At 71.4% G+C, this 16332-nt stretch carries 15 protein-coding genes; 9 read left to right on the top strand and 6 right to left on the bottom strand.

From position 1 onward, the window contains the following. Window position 1: 1 nt before the first annotated feature. From IE200_RS17375 to IE200_RS17340, 8 genes are all read left to right on the top strand, one after another. A complete protein-coding gene (locus IE200_RS17375; protein ID WP_229856728.1) occupies window positions 2-970 on the top strand; it encodes a gluconeogenesis factor YvcK family protein in 969 nt (322 codons plus the stop codon). 75 nt (window positions 971-1045) lie between these two features. Further along, window positions 1046-2032, top strand: a complete 987-nt coding sequence (gene whiA, locus IE200_RS17370) for a DNA-binding protein WhiA (protein WP_191280747.1) — start codon at window positions 1046-1048, stop codon at window positions 2030-2032. A gap of 176 nt (window positions 2033-2208) precedes the next feature. Beyond that, on the top strand, window positions 2209-3204 hold the full coding sequence (gene gap / locus IE200_RS17365; protein ID WP_191280746.1) for a type I glyceraldehyde-3-phosphate dehydrogenase: 996 nt from the start codon (window positions 2209-2211) through the stop codon (window positions 3202-3204). A gap of 5 nt (window positions 3205-3209) precedes the next feature. Next, on the top strand, window positions 3210-4424 hold the full coding sequence (locus tag IE200_RS17360; RefSeq protein ID WP_191280745.1) for a phosphoglycerate kinase: 1215 nt from the start codon (window positions 3210-3212) through the stop codon (window positions 4422-4424). Window positions 4425-4429: 5 nt separating this feature from the next. Beyond that, the gene (gene tpiA, locus IE200_RS17355; protein WP_191280744.1) at window positions 4430-5233 is read left to right on the top strand and encodes a triose-phosphate isomerase; all 804 of its coding nucleotides are present in this window, start codon (window positions 4430-4432) and stop codon (window positions 5231-5233) included. A gap of 43 nt (window positions 5234-5276) precedes the next feature. After that, window positions 5277-5516, top strand: coding sequence for a preprotein translocase subunit SecG (gene secG, locus IE200_RS17350; protein ID WP_191280743.1), 240 nt, complete (start codon window positions 5277-5279; stop codon window positions 5514-5516). 35 nt (window positions 5517-5551) lie between these two features. Then, on the top strand, window positions 5552-5911 hold the full coding sequence (locus IE200_RS17345) for an RNA polymerase-binding protein RbpA (RefSeq protein WP_191280742.1): 360 nt from the start codon (window positions 5552-5554) through the stop codon (window positions 5909-5911). A 113-nt stretch (window positions 5912-6024) separates the two neighbouring features. Beyond that, window positions 6025-6999, top strand: coding sequence for a hypothetical protein (locus tag IE200_RS17340; RefSeq protein ID WP_191280741.1), 975 nt, complete (start codon window positions 6025-6027; stop codon window positions 6997-6999). 65 nt (window positions 7000-7064) lie between these two features. Here IE200_RS17340 and pgl read toward each other — a convergent pair whose 3' ends face one another. The 6 genes from pgl to tkt are packed head-to-tail and all read right to left on the bottom strand — an operon-like array spanning window position 7065 to window position 15162. Continuing rightward, entirely contained in the window at window positions 7065-7790 is a 726-nt protein-coding gene (gene pgl / locus IE200_RS17335; protein WP_191280740.1) for a 6-phosphogluconolactonase, read from the bottom strand. Then, a complete protein-coding gene (locus tag IE200_RS17330) occupies window positions 7787-8698 on the bottom strand; it encodes a glucose-6-phosphate dehydrogenase assembly protein OpcA (protein ID WP_191280739.1) in 912 nt (303 codons plus the stop codon). Before IE200_RS17330 ends, pgl begins: the two co-directional genes overlap by 4 nt. Continuing rightward, the gene (gene zwf, locus IE200_RS17325; protein ID WP_191280738.1) at window positions 8698-10221 is read right to left on the bottom strand and encodes a glucose-6-phosphate dehydrogenase; all 1524 of its coding nucleotides are present in this window, start codon (window positions 10219-10221) and stop codon (window positions 8698-8700) included. The genes IE200_RS17330 and zwf overlap by 1 nt, the downstream gene beginning before the upstream one ends. After that, window positions 10218-11873, bottom strand: a complete 1656-nt coding sequence (pgi, locus tag IE200_RS17320; protein ID WP_191280737.1) for a glucose-6-phosphate isomerase — start codon at window positions 11871-11873, stop codon at window positions 10218-10220. The genes zwf and pgi overlap by 4 nt, the downstream gene beginning before the upstream one ends. Further along, window positions 11870-12985 carry a transaldolase gene (gene tal, locus IE200_RS17315; RefSeq protein ID WP_191280736.1) on the bottom strand — a complete coding sequence of 372 codons (1116 nt, stop codon included), beginning with the start codon at window positions 12983-12985 and terminating at the stop codon, window positions 11870-11872. Before tal ends, pgi begins: the two co-directional genes overlap by 4 nt. Before the next feature lie 53 nt (window positions 12986-13038). Continuing rightward, window positions 13039-15162 (bottom strand): transketolase, encoded by a 2124-nt coding sequence (gene tkt / locus IE200_RS17310; protein WP_191280735.1) that lies wholly within the window; start codon window positions 15160-15162, stop codon window positions 13039-13041. Window positions 15163-15365: 203 nt separating this feature from the next. On the opposite strand from tkt, the gene IE200_RS17305 reads away from it, so the two are divergent. Beyond that, a complete protein-coding gene (locus IE200_RS17305; RefSeq protein ID WP_191280734.1) occupies window positions 15366-16331 on the top strand; it encodes a heme o synthase in 966 nt (321 codons plus the stop codon). Window position 16332: the final 1 nt, after the last annotated feature.

Genomic DNA, 16332 nt, shown 5'->3' with positions numbered 1-16332 from the left:
CGTGGCGCGCGACACCGCGCAGGCTGCGGTGGCCCTCGGGGGCGGACACGGCCTGTACGCCACGCTCTCGGCGCTGCGCCGGCTGCACGACGACCTCACGATCGACGACCTGACGGCCGTCGTCACGGTCGCCGACAACGGCGGCTCGTCCGGCCGGCTCCGCGGCGAGTTCGGCGTGCTGCCGCCCGGCGACCTGCGCATGGCGCTGGCCGCGCTGTGCGGAGACGACGAGTGGGGTCGCACGTGGGCCGACGTCATCCAGCACCGGTTCGCCGGCCAGGGGGAGATGAAGGGCCACGTCGTCGGCAACCTGCTGATCGTCGGGCTGTGGGAGCTGATGGGCGACCACGTGCGTGCCCTGGACTGGGTCGGCAGGCTGCTCGGGGCGCACGGCCGGGTGCTGCCGATGGCGACCACCCCGATGGACATCACCGCCCGGGTGCGCGGGGCCGACCCGGCCGTGCCGGACGCGGTCACCGTGGTGAGCGGGCAGGTCGAGGTCGCGACGACGGACGGACGCATCGAGTCGGTGGCGCTGGTGCCGGAGGACCCCCAGGCCTGCCGGGAGGCCGTCGAGGCGGTCCTCGCCGCGGAGTGGGTGGTGCTCGGCCCGGGCTCGTGGTTCAGCTCGGTGATCCCGCACCTCATGGTCCCCGGCCTGCGCCGGGCGCTCGCCGAGACCAGCGGGCGCCTCGTCGTGGTGCTCAACCTCGAGGCGCAGGCGGGGGAGACGACCGGCTTCGGGCCGGCCGACCACCTCGCGGCGCTGTTCGAGCACGCGCCGGACCTCACCGTCCACGCGGTCCTCGTCGACTCCTCCGCGCTGGCCGACGACCACGGCCGGCTGGAGAAGGACGTCGCCGAGCGAGGGGCCCGCCTCGTCGTCGCCGACATCGCCGTGCCGGGCGAGCCGCGCCACGACCCCGGCCGCCTGGCCGAGGCCTTCCGCCGGATCGTCGACGAGGCCTGACGACGCGGCGCCGCCCCCTGCGCAGGGGTGGGTTCCGGCGCCTCGGTGGTTGACCCTCATGGCAGGATTCGCCCCATGGCAATGACGGCACAGGTGAAGGCAGAGCTCGCCTCCACCCAGATCACCAAGACCTGCTGCCGCAAGGCCGAAGTGGCCTCCATGCTCCGTTTCGCGGGCGGGCTCCACATCGTGAGCGGGCGCATCGTCGTCGAGGCCGAGCTCGACACCGGCGCCGCGGCCCGTCGGCTCCGTACGGACATCGCCGAGGTCTACGGGCATCCCTCCGACGTCGTCATGGTCCAGGGCAACGGCATCCGCAAGGGCAGCCGCTACATCGTGCGCGTCACCAAGGACGGCGAGGCGCTGGCCCGCCAGACCGGCCTGCTCGACCAGCGCGGACGCCCCGTACGCGGCCTGCCGCCGGCGGTCGTCAGCGGTGGCGGCTGCGACGCGGTGGCCGCCTGGCGCGGTGCGTTCCTCGCCCACGGCTCGCTCACCGAGCCCGGCCGCTCGTCCTCGCTGGAGATCACCTGTCCCGGTCCCGAGGCCGCGCTGGCGATCGTCGGGGTGGCGCGCCGGCTCGGCATCTCCGCCAAGGCACGCGAGGTCCGCGGCGTCGACCGTGTGGTGATCCGCGACGGTGACGCGATCGGCGCCCTGCTGACCCGGCTGGGGGCGCACGAGTCCCTCATGGCCTGGGAGGAGCGACGGATGCGGCGCGAGGTGCGCGCCACGGCCAACCGGCTCGCCAACTTCGACGACGCCAACCTCCGCCGCTCCGCGCGCGCCGCAGTGGCCGCCGGGGCACGGGTCGACCGGGCGCTGGAGATCCTCGGCGAGGAGATCCCCGACCACCTGCGCCAGGCCGGCCACCTGCGGCTCGAGCACAAGCAGGCCTCGCTCGAGGAGCTCGGCCAGCTGCACGAGCCCGTGCTCACCAAGGACGCCATCGCGGGCCGGATCCGCCGGCTGCTCGCCATGGCCGACAAGCGGGCCGAGGAGCTCGGCATCCCCGACACGGAGGCCTCGCTGACCCCGGAGATGCTCGCCGAGGACGCCTGACCGGCCGGCGGCGGTGCCTGCAGTACCGCCTGTTGGATCGTTCCAAGGTTACTCGTCCGTACCGCGGGAGACTGCACGTGTCGGGCCGTCCGACACCCGATAGGGTCGGGGCCGGTCACCGAAGGCCAGATCGTCCACGGGGTCACCGAAGGCCCCATCCGAAGGAGACAATCACCATGACCGTCCGCGTAGGCATCAACGGCTTCGGCCGCATCGGCCGCAACTTCTTCCGCGCCGTGCGCGCCTCGGGCGCCGACATCGAGATCGTCGGCGTCAACGACCTCACCGACAACGCGTCGCTGGCCCACCTGCTCAAGTACGACTCGATCCTCGGGCGTCTCGACGCCGACGTGTCGAGCACCGACACCTCGATCGTCGTCGGTGGCAAGGAGATCGCCGTGTCCGCCGAGCGCGACCCCGCGGCCCTGTCCTGGGGTGACCTCGGTGTCGACGTCGTCGTCGAGTCGACCGGCTTCTTCACCGACGCCACCAAGGCCAAGGCGCACGTGGACGCCGGTGCCAAGAAGGTCATCATCTCCGCGCCGGCCTCCAACGAGGACATCACGATCGTGATGGGCGTCAACCACGAGCTCTACGACCCGTCGGCCCACACCGTCATCTCCAACGCTTCGTGCACGACCAACTGCCTCGCGCCGATGGCGAAGGCGCTCAACGACGGCCTCGGCATCACCAAGGGCCTGATGACGACGATCCACGCCTACACCGCAGACCAGAACCTGCAGGACAACATCCACAAGGACCCGCGTCGCGCCCGCGCCGCCGCGCTCAACATGGTGCCCACCTCGACCGGTGCCGCGAAGGCCATCGGCCTGGTGCTGCCCGAGCTCAAGGGCAAGCTCGACGGCTACGCCATGCGCGTGCCCGTGCCGACCGGCTCGGCCACCGACCTCACCTTCGAGGCCCCGCGCGAGACGTCCGTCGAGGAGGTCAACGAGATCGTCGAGGCGGCCGCCGACGGTCGGTTCCTGAAGTACTCGACCGACCCGATCGTCTCCACCGACATCGTCACCGACCCGGCCTCGTGCATATTCGACGCCCCGCTGACCAAGGTCATCGGCAACCAGGTCAAGGTGCTCGGCTGGTACGACAACGAGTGGGGCTACTCCAACCGCCTCGCCGACCTGATCACGCACGTCGGCTCCTCGCTCTGACGGCGATGACCGACTCCACGGCAGGAATCGACTCGCTCGGTGACCTGAAGGGCAAGCGCGTCCTGGTCCGCTCGGACCTCAACGTGCCGCTGGACGGCACCGAGATCACGGACGACGGCCGGATCCGCGCGAGCGTCCCGACGATCAAGCAGCTCTCCGACGCGGGCGCCCGGGTGGTCGTTCTCGCCCACCTGGGGCGTCCCAAGGGCGCGCCCGACCCGCAGTACTCGCTCGAGCCGGTCGCAGGCCGGCTCGGCGAGCTGCTCGGTCGCCCGGTGGCCTTCGCCACCGACACCGTCGGCGCGAGCGCCGGCGACACGGTGGCCGGGCTCCGGGACGGCGACGTCGCCGTCCTGGAGAACGTCCGCTTCAACGACGGCGAGACCAGCAAGGACGACGCCGTGCGCGGCGCGTTCGCCGACCAGCTCGCGCAGCTGGGCGACGCCTTCGTGTCCGACGGCTTCGGTGTCGTGCACCGCAAGCAGGCCAGCGTGTACGACGTCGCGCTGCGGCTGCCGTCCGCGATGGGTGGCCTGGTGGCGTCCGAGGTCGAGGTGCTGCGGCGGCTCACCGAGCACCCGGAGCGGCCCTACGTGGTCGTCCTGGGAGGGTCGAAGGTCTCCGACAAGCTCGGGGTGATCGACAACCTGATCGACAAGGCCGACAAGCTCCTCATCGGCGGTGGCATGGTGTTCACCTTCCTCAAGGCCCAGGGCCACGAGGTGGGCAAGAGCCTGCTCGAGGCCGACCAGCTCGACACCTGCACGCGCTACCTCGGCGAGGCGGCCGACCGCGGCGTCGAGATCGTGCTGCCGACCGACGTCGTGGTCGACACGGCGTTCCCGTCGGGTGACCACGAGCCCGAGCCCCGGGTCGTACCGGCCTCCGAGATCCCGGCCGACGCGCTCGGTCTCGACATCGGGCCCGAGTCGGCGGCCGCGTTCGCCGCCGAGCTGGCCGATGCGCGGACCGTCTTCTGGAACGGGCCGATGGGCGTGTTCGAGGTGGACGCGTTCGCCGGCGGCACGCGTGCGGTGGCCGAGGCGCTCACCAAGGTTGACGGCCTCTCGGTGGTCGGCGGCGGCGACTCGGCCGCAGCCGTGCGTCAGCTGGGCTTCGACGAGGCCGCGTTCGGCCACATCTCCACCGGCGGTGGCGCGTCGCTGGAGTTCCTGGAGGGCAAGGAGCTCCCGGGCATCGCCGTACTGGAGAGGGACTGAACACCATGGCGCGCACACCCCTGATGGCCGGCAACTGGAAGGCCAACCTCAACCACCAGGAAGCGGTGGTGCTGGTCCAGAAGCTCGCCTGGACGCTGGCGGACAAGCGACACGACTACGGCAAGGTCGAGGTCGTCGTCGTGCCGCCGTTCACCGACCTGCGCTCGGTGCAGACGCTGGTCGACGGCGACCGCCTGTCGATCCGCTACGGCGCCCAGGACGTCTCCGTCCACGACGGCGGCGCCTACACCGGTGAGATCACGGCCGGCATGCTCTCCAAGCTCGGCTGCTCCTACGTGGTCGTCGGCCACAGCGAGCGCCGGATGTACCACAACGAGTCCGACGAGCTGGTCAACGCCAAGGCCCACCAGGCGCTCCATGGGGGCATGACGCCCATCGTGTGCGTCGGTGAGGGCCTCGACACCCGTCAGGCCGGCGAGCACGTGCCGTTCACGCTCTCTCAGGTCGACGGCTCGCTCGACGGCTTCACCGCCGAGCAGGTCGCGGGCCTCGTGGTCGCGTACGAGCCGGTGTGGGCCATCGGCACCGGTGAAGTGGCGACCCCGGACGACGCGCAGGAGGTCTGCTCGGCCATCCGCGAGCGCGTGCGCGAGGTGCACGGCGACGGGGCGGCCGACGGCCTGCGGATCCTCTACGGTGGCTCGGTCAAGGCCGCCAACGTGGGCGGGATCATGGAGAAGGCCGACGTCGACGGGTGCCTCGTCGGCGGCGCCAGCCTGCAGGTCGACGAGTTCGGCGGGATCTGCCGCTATTACTCGATGCCCGACCTTTCCGGGTCGGCGCGGTGAGGCACCGACCGGTTCCCGTGAGACGTGACGTAGGCTTCCGACCGTGATTCTGCTCTTCACCATCCTGCTCGTCATCACGAGCTCGATCCAGATCCTGCTGGTCCTCCTCCACAAGGGGCGGGGTGGCGGCCTGTCCGACATGTTCGGAGGCGGCGTGTCCAGCAGCTTGGGGGGATCGTCGGTGGCTGAGCGCAACCTCGACCGGTTCACGGTCGGGGTCGGCGTCATCTGGTTTGCCTGCATCATCGCCCTTGGCCTGCTCATGGCCTACCAGGGCAACTGATCATTCCCCCTGAGCGTTTCTGAGAAGGAGTCGTCATGGCTGGTGCTGGGAACGCGATCCGCGGTAGTCGGGTCGGAGCGGGGCCGATGGGGGAGGCCGAGCGCGGTGACGCCGCGCCGCGCCAGGCGGTGACCTACTTCTGCAGCCACGACCACCGCTCGGTGGTCACGTTCGCCATCGAAGCGGCGGTGCCCGAGTCGTGGGACTGCCCGAAGTGCGGCCTGCCCGCCAGCCTCGACAGCGAGAACCCGCCGCCGGCGCCGAAGATCGAGCCCTACAAGACGCACCTCGCCTACGTGAAGGAGCGTCGTAGCGAGACCGAGGCCGCCGACATCCTCGACGAGGCCGTGGCCCTGCTCCGCAGCCGTCGCAAGGCCGGCGAGATCATCTTCTGACCCACCACGTGACCGGGCACTTCGTGCCCGTCCTCGGCGGTCACCGGGCACTTCATGCCGCCCCCTGTGGATGACGTACGACGTCGCCCGCCCGATCCGGGCACGGTGGTCGTATGCATGTCATGCCCCTGTGGTGCCGCGACGTCGATGCCATCACCCCGGACGCGCCGATCCCGTGTGATCGTCCGTTCTCCGCGGTGGAGGCGTCACGCCTGGGTGTCGACGAGAGCCTGCGCCGTCGGCTGGTCCAGCGTGGGCTGCTGCGCCCCCTGCTGCGCGGTGTCTTCGTCGTCGCCAGCGTGCCCGACTCCCTGCGCCTCCGAGTTGCAGCGCTCGAGCTCGTCGTCCCGGAGCACGCCGTCGTCGTGGACCGGACGGCGGCCTGGCTCCACGGTGTCGACGCCCTGCCGCGATCAGCCATCCACCGCATGCCCGGACTGGACGTCTTCAGCACGCGGGGCAGCAGGATGCGCCGGCCGGGTGTCGTGAGCGGCACGCGTGACCTGACCGTGCGTGACGTGGAGGCCGTGGGAGGCCTGAGGGTGACCACGCCTCTCCGGACGTCCTGCGACCTGGGTCGTCTGCTCTGGCGCTTCGATGCCCTGAGCGCGATCGACGGGTTTCTGCGTCTCGGGCTCGACCACTCCCTGCTGCTGAGTGAGGTGGGGAGGTTCGCTGGACATCGAGGCGTGCGCCAGCTGCGTACGTTGGCGCCGCTCGGCGACCCGGGAGCCGAGTCACCGCCTGAGAGCGCCTTGCGGCTGCACTGGTACGACGCCGACCTGCCGGCACCGGAGACGCAGATCTGGATCGATGACGACTCCGGGGTGCCGAAGTTCCGCATCGACGTCGGGGACCGAGCGGTGCGCTACGGCGCCGAGTACTTCGGCGAGGAGTTCCACGACGAGGAGCACCGGGAGGATGACGAGGCGCGGCTCGGCTGGCTGGAGGAGCATCGAGGCTGGCGCATGGACGTCTTCACGAAGGTCGACGTCTACGGCCGCGAGCTCGCCGCGAACGGACGACTGCGCCACGGGTACGAGACGGCGGCCGCCAGCCGCCCGACGTACATCGACCTCTCCCGCTGACGAGACAGGCATGAAGCGCCCGGTCGGCGCTCGAGACGGGCACGAAGTGCCCGGTCACGTGTAATTCAGAGGGCGGACGCAGCAGCCTCGTCGAGCCACCAGACCGTCTCGGCACCCCGTACGCCCCGGGCGGGTGTCTCGGCGACGGTGCCCTCGGGTGCCAGGGCACGTGCGACAGCCTCCGCCTTGCCCTCGCCGCTGGCGATGAACCAGACGGCGCGGGACCGGTTCATCGCCTCGAAGGTGAGGCTCACGCGGTCGGGCGGCGGCTTGGGGGAGTCGTGCACCGCGACGGCGACGGCGTCGCGGACGTCGAGCGCAGGGTGGCCGGGGAACATCGAGGCGCAGTGGCCGTCGGGGCCGATGCCGAGCATCAGCACCTCGAAGGTCCCGGAGCCGTGCTCGCGCAGCGCCGCGGCGTACGCCTCGGCCGCCTCCTCGGCCGCCGCGACCTGGTCGCTGGCCGGCACCTCGTGGACGCGGGCAGGGTCCACGGCGACGTGGTCGAGGAGGGACTCGCGCGCCTGACCGGCGTTGCGGTCGGGGGAGTCGGCGGCGACGAAGCGCTCGTCGCCCCACCAGAACGCGACGCGGGACCAGTCGACCGAGGAGTCCGGCGCCCGCCGGGCGAGCTCGCGGTGCAGCTCCTCGGCGATCGACCCGCCCGTGAGGCCGATGTCAGGGGTCTCGCCGCGGGCCTGGGCGGCCTCGATCCGCTCGAGCAGCGCCGAGGCGACGTCGCCGACGAGCACGTCGGCGTCGTCGTGGCGCCGGACCTCCGCGGCGCTCACTTCGCGCTCCTCAGCTTGACGAGGCGCGCCGCGACGTGGGCGTACACGTCGTCCTCGTCGAGGCGGCGCAGCTCCTCCGACAGCAGCGCCGGGACCTCGCGTCGCTTCAGGGCGACGGGCCGGTCGGGGCGGTGCGGCGAGGAGAACGTGGCCAGTCGGCCGTCCGCGCGCGAGATGCGGATCGCGCCTTCCCTGGTGTCCATGCTGACCTCCGTGATCCCTGGTCCGTCGGAGCTGCCGCGCGTGACCTCGACCTTGAGACGGTCGGTGAGCCAGGCGACGAGGAGGTCGGCGCTCGGGCTGGTCCGCTCGGCCACGACCCGCGCTCCGGTGACCTTCAGCGGGTGCTGGTCGAGTGCGGCCGCCAGCAGCGCGCGCCACGGCGTGAGCCGGGTCCAGCTGAGGTCGGTGTTGCCCGGCGCGTAGGACTGGCACTGGTTCAGCATCGCCGTGGCCTTGCCGCGCGTGACCGCGGCGGAGTCGGTGATGCGGCGCTGGGCGAGCGAGCCGAGGGGGTCCGCGGCGGGGTCGGCGGGCGCGGCGGTCGGCCACCAGATCGCGACCGGTGAGTCGGGGAGCAGCAGGGGCAGCACGACGGACTCGGCGTGCCTGACCACCTCGCCCTTGAGCCGGATGAGCGCGGTCTCGCCGCCCCACCCGTCGCCGCTGCCGACCTGGGCGTTGACCTGGGCGGAGCCACGGGCGTCGCCCAGGATCACGCCGAGGACGCGGGAGGGGTGCTCGCGGGAGGCGCGCTTGGCCGCGGCCATCGCCTCGGCGGCGTCGTCCTCGGGGGCCACGATGATGAGGGTCATCACCATCCCCATCGCGGGGCTGCCGGCACGGGTGCGTGCCCGGACGAACTCCGCGGCGATCGTCGACGAGTTGGTGTCGGTGAGCTCGATCATCAGGGCCTCCTCCACGTGCGACCGTCACGCGCCAGCATCTTGTCGGCGGACGCGGGCCCCCAGGTGCCCGAGTCGTACTCCTCGGGCCTGCCCTTCCTCGCCCAGTGCGCGATCACCGGGTCGAGCAGCTTCCACGACAGCTCGACCTCCTCGTGGCGCGGGAAGAGCGGGGGATCGCCGAGAAGGACGTCGAGGATCAGCCGTTCGTACGCCTCCGCGCTCGCCTCGGTGAACGAGCCGCCGTAGGCGAAGTCCATGTTGACGTCGCGGATCTCCATCGCGGTGCCGGGCACCTTGGAGCCGAACCGCATCGTCAGGCCCTCGTCGGGCTGCACGCGGATGACGAGCGCGTTCTGCGACAGGTCCTCGGTCGAGGTCTGGCTGAACGGCAGGTGCGGTGCCCGCTTGAACACGACGGCGACCTCGGTGACCCGGCGCCCGAGGCGCTTGCCGGTGCGGAGGTAGAACGGCACGCCCGCCCAGCGTCGGGTCTCGACGTGAACGGTGATGGCGGCGAAGGTCTCGGTCGTGGAGGTCTTCTTGATGCCCTCCTCCTCGAGGAACCCGATGACCTTCTCGCCCCCGGCCCAGCCGGCGGTGTACTGGCCGCGGGCGGTGGTGGTGTCCAGGCGCGGGGGCAGCGTCGCCGAGGCGAGGACCTTCTGCTTCTCGATGCGCAGGCTCTCGGCGTCGAAGGCGGTCGGCTCCTCCATCGCCACGAGCGCCATCAGCTGCAGGAGGTGGTTCTGGATGACGTCGCGCGCCGCGCCGATGCCGTCGTAGTAGCCGGCGCGCCCGCCGATGCCGATGTCCTCGGCCATCGTGATCTGCACGTGGTCGACGTAGTTGGCGTTCCAGACGGGCTCGAACATGTTGTTGGCGAACCGCATCGCCAGGATGTTCTGCACCGTCTCCTTGCCGAGGTAGTGGTCGATGCGGAAGATCGAGCCGGACGGGAAGACGCCGGCGAGGATCTCGTTGAGCTCGCGCGCCGACTCCAGGTCGTGCCCGAAGGGCTTCTCGACGACCACGCGGCGCCACTGGTCCTCGCCGTGGTCGGTCAGGCCGTGCTCCTTGAGCTGGCCGACGACCGTGCCGAAGAAGGACGGCGGGATCGCCAGGTAGAACGCCATGTTGCCGCCGGTGCCGCGCAGCTGGTCGAGCTCCTCGACCGTACGGCGCAGCTGCTCGAACGCGTTGTCGTCGTCGAAGTCGCCGGGGACGAACCGGAACCCCTCGGACAGCTGGTTCCAGACCTCCTCGCGGAAAGGCGTGCGCGCGTTGGCCTTGACCGCGTCGTGCACGATCTGGGCGAAGTCCTGGTCGGCCCAGTCGCGCCGCGCGAAGCCCACGAGGCTGAAGCCCGGGGGGAGCAGGCCGCGGTTGGCCAGGTCGTAGATGGCCGGCATGATCTTCTTGCGGGACAGGTCGCCGGTCACGCCGAACAGCACCATCCCGCACGGGCCGGCGATGCGCGGCAGCCGTCGGTCCTGGGGGTCCCGCAGCGGGTTGGTGTGGGTCATCGGCCTCGGTTCTCCTGGTAGTAGGCGATGAGGGACCGCGTCGACGGGTCCTGCTCGGCCGCGACCGCCTTGTCGCCCGACACGGCGGGGCCGAGCTCCTGGGCGAGCTGCTTGCCGAGCTCGACGCCCCACTGGTCGAAGCTGTCGATGCCCCACACGACGCCCTGGACGAAGGTGATGTGCTCGTAGAGCGCGACGAGCTGACCGAGCACCGCCGGCGTCAGCGCCGGCGCCATGATCGAGGTCGTCGGCCGGTTGCCGGGGAAGGTCCGCGCCGACACCAGCTCCTCGGCGACGCCCTCCGCGCGGACCTCGTCGGCCGTCTTCCCGAGGGCCAGCGCACGGGTCTGGGCGAAGAAGTTGGCCAGGAACAGCTCGTGGACGTCGACGTCACCGTCCCGGAGGTCGTACGCAGGCCGCGCGAAGGCGATGAAGTCGGCCGGCACCAGGCGCGTCCCCTGGTGGATCAGCTGGTAGAAGGCGTGCTGGCCGTTGGTGCCGGGCTCGCCCCAGAAGACCTCGCCCGTGTCGTAGGTGACCGCCGAGCCGTCCCAGCGCACGCCCTTGCCGTTGGACTCCATCGTGAGCTGCTGGAGGTAGGCCGGGAACCGGTGCAACAGCTGCGCGTAGGGCAGCACCGCGTGGGTGTGGGCACCGAGGAAGCTCGCGTACCAGACGTTGAGCAGCCCCATCCGGAGCGGCACGTTGGTGGCGGCGGGCGCGGTGCGGAAGTGCTCGTCCATCGTGTGGAAGCCGGCGAGCAGGTCGGCGAAGTGCTCCGGACCGATCGCGACCATCAGCGACAGCCCGATCGCCGAGTCCATCGAGTAGCGCCCACCGACCCAGTCCCAGAACCCGAACGCGTTGTCGGGGTCGATGCCGAAGTCGGCGACCTTGTCGAGCGCGGTCGAGACCGCCACGAAGTGCTGGGCCACGGCGGCCTCGCGGTCGGCGTCCCCGGGCAGCCGGTCCAGCAGCCACGTACGGCACAGGCGGGCGTTGGTGAGCGTCTCGAGGGTGCCGAAGGTCTTGCTCGAGACGATAAAGAGCGTCGTCTCCGGGTCCAGGCCGGACAGCTTCTGCCCGGCGTCCGTCGGGTCGATGTTGCTGATGAACCGGCAGGACAGCCCGTCCTGCCGGTAGGGCTCGAGCGCCTCGTAGGCCATGACCGGGCCGAGGTCGGAACCGCCGATGCCGATGTTGACGACCGTCTCGATCCGCCTCCCGGTGACGCCGGTCCACTCGCCGGAGCGCACGCGGGACGCGAAGGCGTATGCCCGGTCGAGCACAGCGTGGACGTCGGCCACGACGTCCTGGCCGTCGACGGTCAGGGACGCCCCGGCCGGCAGCCGCAGCGCGGTGTGCAGGACGGCCCGGTCCTCGGTGACGTTGATGCGCTCACCGGTGAACATCGCCTCACGTCGGGCGGGCAGGTCGACCTCGTCGGCGAGCGCGAGCAGGGCGTCCTCGATGACGTCGTCGGTGAGGTTCTTGGACAGGTCGACGTGCAGGTCGCCGGCCTCCAGGGTCTGCCGCTCGACCCACTCAGGCGTCAGCGTCGAGCGCAGGTCCGGCTCGTACGCCTCGGCGAGACCGGTGAGGCGGGTCCACGCCGCCGTCGTCGTCGGGTCGACCGGCGCGCCCCCGCTCATGCGCGGGCGGCCTCGAGCGACGCGGCCAGGGTCGTCTGCAGCTCGTCCCACGCGACGACGAACTTGTCCACGCCCTCCTCGATGAGCACCGCGATCACGTCGTCGTAGTCGATGCCGGCCTCGGCGAGCGCCTGCATGTGCGCGGCGGCGTCGTCGTAGAAGGGGCGGACCCGGTCACCGCGCACCTCGCCGTGGTCGGCGACCGCGTCCATGGTCTTCTCGGGCATCGTGTTGACGGTGTCCTCCACGACCAGGTCCACGACGTACATCGTGTCGTCGTAGTCGGGGTTCTTGACGCCGGTGGAGGCCCACAGCGGGCGCTGCTTGCGCGCCCCCTTGGCCTCGAGGGCCTCCCAGCGCTCACCGCTGAAGAACTCCTCGAACGCCTGGAAGGCCAGCCGGGCGTTGGCCACGCCCGCCTTGCCCCGCAGGGCCGGGTCGGTGCCCGGACCGTCGGTCGTCGCCTCGAGCCGCTTGTCGATCTCGGTGTCGACGCGCGAGACGAAGAACGAGGCGACCGAGTGGATGTCGGCGAGCTGGTGGCCGTTGTCGGCGGCCTGCTCGAGGCCGGAGACGTACGCCTCCATCACGTTGCGGTACTGCTCGAGGCCGAAGATCAGCGTGACGTTGACCGAGATGCCGGCCGCGACGGTCTCGGTGATCGCGGGCCAGCCGGCCTCGGTTCCGGGGATCTTGATCATCACGTTGGGCTCGCCGACCGTCTTGTGGAGCTCGGCCGCCTCGGCCACCGTCTGCTCGGTGTCGTGCGCGAGGCCGGGGGAGACCTCGATGGACACCCGGCCGTCGACGCCGTCGGTCGCCTCGAAGACGGGCCGCATCAGCTGGCACGCCTCGCGGACGTCGTCGGTGGTGATGACGAGCGTGGCCCGGTCCACGTCGGCACCCTCGGCCGCGAGCTCGCGCACCTGGGCGTCGTAGCGCTCGCCGTCGGCCAGCGCGGCCTGGAAGATCGAGGGGTTGGACGTCACGCCGACGACGTGGTTGTTGGCCACGAGGTCGGCGAGGTTGCCGGTCTCCAGGCGTTCGCGGGACAGGTCGTCGAGCCAGATGGACACTCCGGCGTCGGTCAGTGCCTTCAGGCGGTGGTTCATGGTGTGCCTCCCGTGCTGGTGGTGGGTGGTCGTCGGTCGCAGTCGCCGGTGGGTCAGGCGGTGACGAGCGCGACGCTGTCGCGCGCGGCGTCCGCGACGGCCTGCGCGGTGATGCCGTACTCGCTGTAGATCCGGGCGTAGTCGGCCGAGGCGCCGTAGCCCTCGATCGAGATGATCCTGCCGTTGTCGCCGACGATCTCGCGCCAGCCCTGCTTGACACCGGCCTCGACGGACACGCGCGCCTTCACCGACGGCGGCAGGACGGTGTCGCGGTAGGACTCGTCCTGCTCCTCGAACCACTCCAGGCACGGCATCGACACCACGCGGGCGTCGATCCCGTCGGCCGCGAGCAGGGTGCGCGCCTCGACGGCGAGCTGCACCTCCGAGCCAGTGGCGACGAGGACCACGTCGGGCGTGCCCTTGTCGGCGTCGAGCAGCACGTAGGCGCCGCGCGCCACGCCCTCGGTGGACCCCCAGGTCTGCCCGTCGTCCTCGCCCCGGGGGAAGACCGGCACGTTCTGCCGGGTCAACGCGAGCGCGGCCGGGGTGTCGGTGCGCTGCAGGATCGCGTGCCACGCCGCGACCGTCTCGTTGGCGTCGGCCGGGCGCACGACGTCGAGGCCCGGCATCGCGCGCAGCGCGGCGAGGTGCTCGATCGGCTGGTGCGTCGGGCCGTCCTCGCCGAGGCCGATGGAGTCGTGGGTCCAGACGTAGGTGACCGGCAGCTTGCTCAGCGCGGCCACGCGCACGGCGCCGCGCATGTAGTCGGAGAACGTGAGGAAGGTGCCGCCGAACACGCGGGTGAGGCGGTCGGCCGCGATGCCGTTCATGATCGCGCCCATGCCGTGCTCGCGGATGCCGAAGTGGAGGACGCGTCCGGCGTACGGGTCGGTGCTCCACTCGCCGATCTCGGCGACCTCGGGCCCGACCGACGGGGCGCTGGTGATGGTCGTGTTGTTGGAGCCCGCGAGGTCGGCGGAGCCGCCCCACAGCTCCGGGAGCACCGGCGCGATGGCGTTGATCACCTTGCCGGACGCGGAGCGGGTGGCGACGCCCTTCGCGTCGGCCGGGAAGCTCGGCAGTGCGTCGGCGAGCTCGGTGGGCATCTCGCGCCGCTTGAGCCGGTGGAGGAGCTCGGCGGACTCGGGGTGCGCCTCGGCCCACGCGGCGTACCTCTTGTCCCACTCGGCCCCCCACGCGGCGCCGCGCTCGCGCAGCTCGCGGGTGTGCTCGAGCACGCCGGGGGGGATCTCGAAGGTCTGCTCGGGGTCGAACCCGAGGACCTTCTTGGTGGCCGCGACCTCGTCGGCGCCGAGCGCGCTGCCGTGCGCGGCCTCGGTGCCCTGGGCGTTGGGAGCGGGCCAGGCGATGATCGTGTCGAGGACGATCAGCGAGGGCTGGTCGGTCACGCCGCGCGCCGCGCGGACCGCGGCGTAGAGAGCCGGGACGTCCTCGACGTACTCGGTGCCGCCGTTGGTCCAGTCGACGGTCTGGACGTGCCAGCCGTAGGCCTCGTAACGCTTGGCGACGTCCTCGGTGAACGCGATGTCGGTGTCGCCCTCGATCGAGATCCGGTTGCGGTCGTAGATGACCGTGAGGTTGCCGAGCTTCTGGGTGCCCGCGATGGAGCTCGCCTCGGAGCTCACGCCCTCCTGGAGGTCGCCGTCGGAGGCCAGGACGTAGACCTGGTGGTCGAAGAGACCCTCACCGGGAGCCGCGTCCGAGTCGAGGATGCCGTGCACGCGTCGACCCGACAGGGCCATGCCGACGGCGTTGCCGACGCCCTGACCGAGCGGACCGGTGGTCACCTCGACACCGGCGGTGTGGCCGAGCTCGGGGTGGCCGGGGGTCTTGGAGCCCCACGTGCGCAGCGCCTTGAGGTCGTCGAGCTCGAGGCCGAAGCCGCCGAGGAAGAGCTGGGTGTAGAGGGTGATGCTGGAGTGGCCGCAGGACAGCACGAAGCGGTCGCGCGCGACCCACTCCGGATCGGTCGGGTCGTGCCTCATCACCTTCTGGAAGAGCAGGTACGCCGCCGGGGCGAGGCTCATGGCGGTGCCGGGGTGGCCGTTGCCGACCTTCTGGACCGCGTCCATCGCGAGCACCCGGGCGGTGTCCACGGCGCGGTCGTCGAGGTCGTTCCACTCGAGGGTGGCGGGCAGGGCGGACGTGTCGGTCAACGCAGTTCCTCTCGGGGGTGAGATGCAGTGCAGCCCAGATCACAGGGCCCCGGGCGGCCTCGACTGCGACCCTATCGCCGCGGACGAGTAGACTCGACCCCGCCCGAGGGTCGCCCCGGACGCCGCCGAACCTGGTTGTCCATTCCCCTCGGTGCCCCGTTGCCCGCATCCCCATCCGTCCCCGTCCTCCGAGGTCCTCCACCGTGTCCCACGCCGGTCCTGACGCCGCCGCGTCCGCGCGGCCGTCGACCGGCGACGGCACCGGGGCGGAGGAGTCCAAGACCTGGCGCGACGTCGTCGCGGCCTACGTCGGGCTCACCAAGCCGCGCGTGATCGAGCTGCTCCTGCTCACCACCGTGCCGGTGATGTTCTTCGCCGAGCGTGGCGTGCCCGCGCTCGGGCTGGTGGCGGCGACGGTCGTCGGCGGCGCGCTGTCGGCCGGCTCCGCGTCGGCCTACAACTGCGTCTACGACCGCGACATCGACGAGCAGATGCGTCGTACGCGCCGGCGCGCGCTCCCGCGCCACATCGTCTCACCGGTCTCCGCGCTCGTCTTCGCGACGGTGCTGGCCGTGCTGTCGACGGTGGTGCTGCTGCTCTGGGTCAACTTGCTCTCCGCGCTGCTGTCCGTGCTGGCCAACGCGTTCTACGTCCTCGTCTACACGATGCTGCTCAAGCGGCGCACGACGCAGAACATCGTCTGGGGCGGCCTCGCCGGCTGCTTCCCGGCGCTGATCGGCTGGACGGCCGTCACCGGCGAGCTCGCGTGGACGCCGGTCGTGCTGTTCCTCGTGGTGTTCTTCTGGACGCCCCCGCACACCTGGGCGCTCGCCCTGCGCTACCGCGAGGACTACCGCAACGTCGACGTGCCGATGCTGCCGGTGGTCAAGCCGGCGCGCGAGGTCGGCCGCCAGGTCGTCGTCTACAGCTGGGTGATGGTGGCGACGTCACTGCTGCTGTGGCCGGTCGCGGGCACGAGCCTGGTCTATCCGGCGGCCGCGACCGTCCTGGGTGCGGTCTTCCTCGTGGAGGCCCACCGGATGTGGTCGCGCACCAAGACCTCCGAGGCGCTCGGCGAGATCAACCCGATGCGGTTGTTCCACGCCTCCAACCTCTATCTCTCCCTGCTCTTCGTCGCGGTCGCCCTCGACCCGCTGCTGGGCCGTTAGT

This window comes from Nocardioides flavus (ex Wang et al. 2016), from assembly GCF_014653115.1.
GTDB lineage: Bacteria > Actinomycetota > Actinomycetes > Propionibacteriales > Nocardioidaceae > Nocardioides > Nocardioides flavus.
Note: the sequence above shows the minus strand (reverse complement) of the source record. Positions and strands in the feature narration are given on the sequence as shown.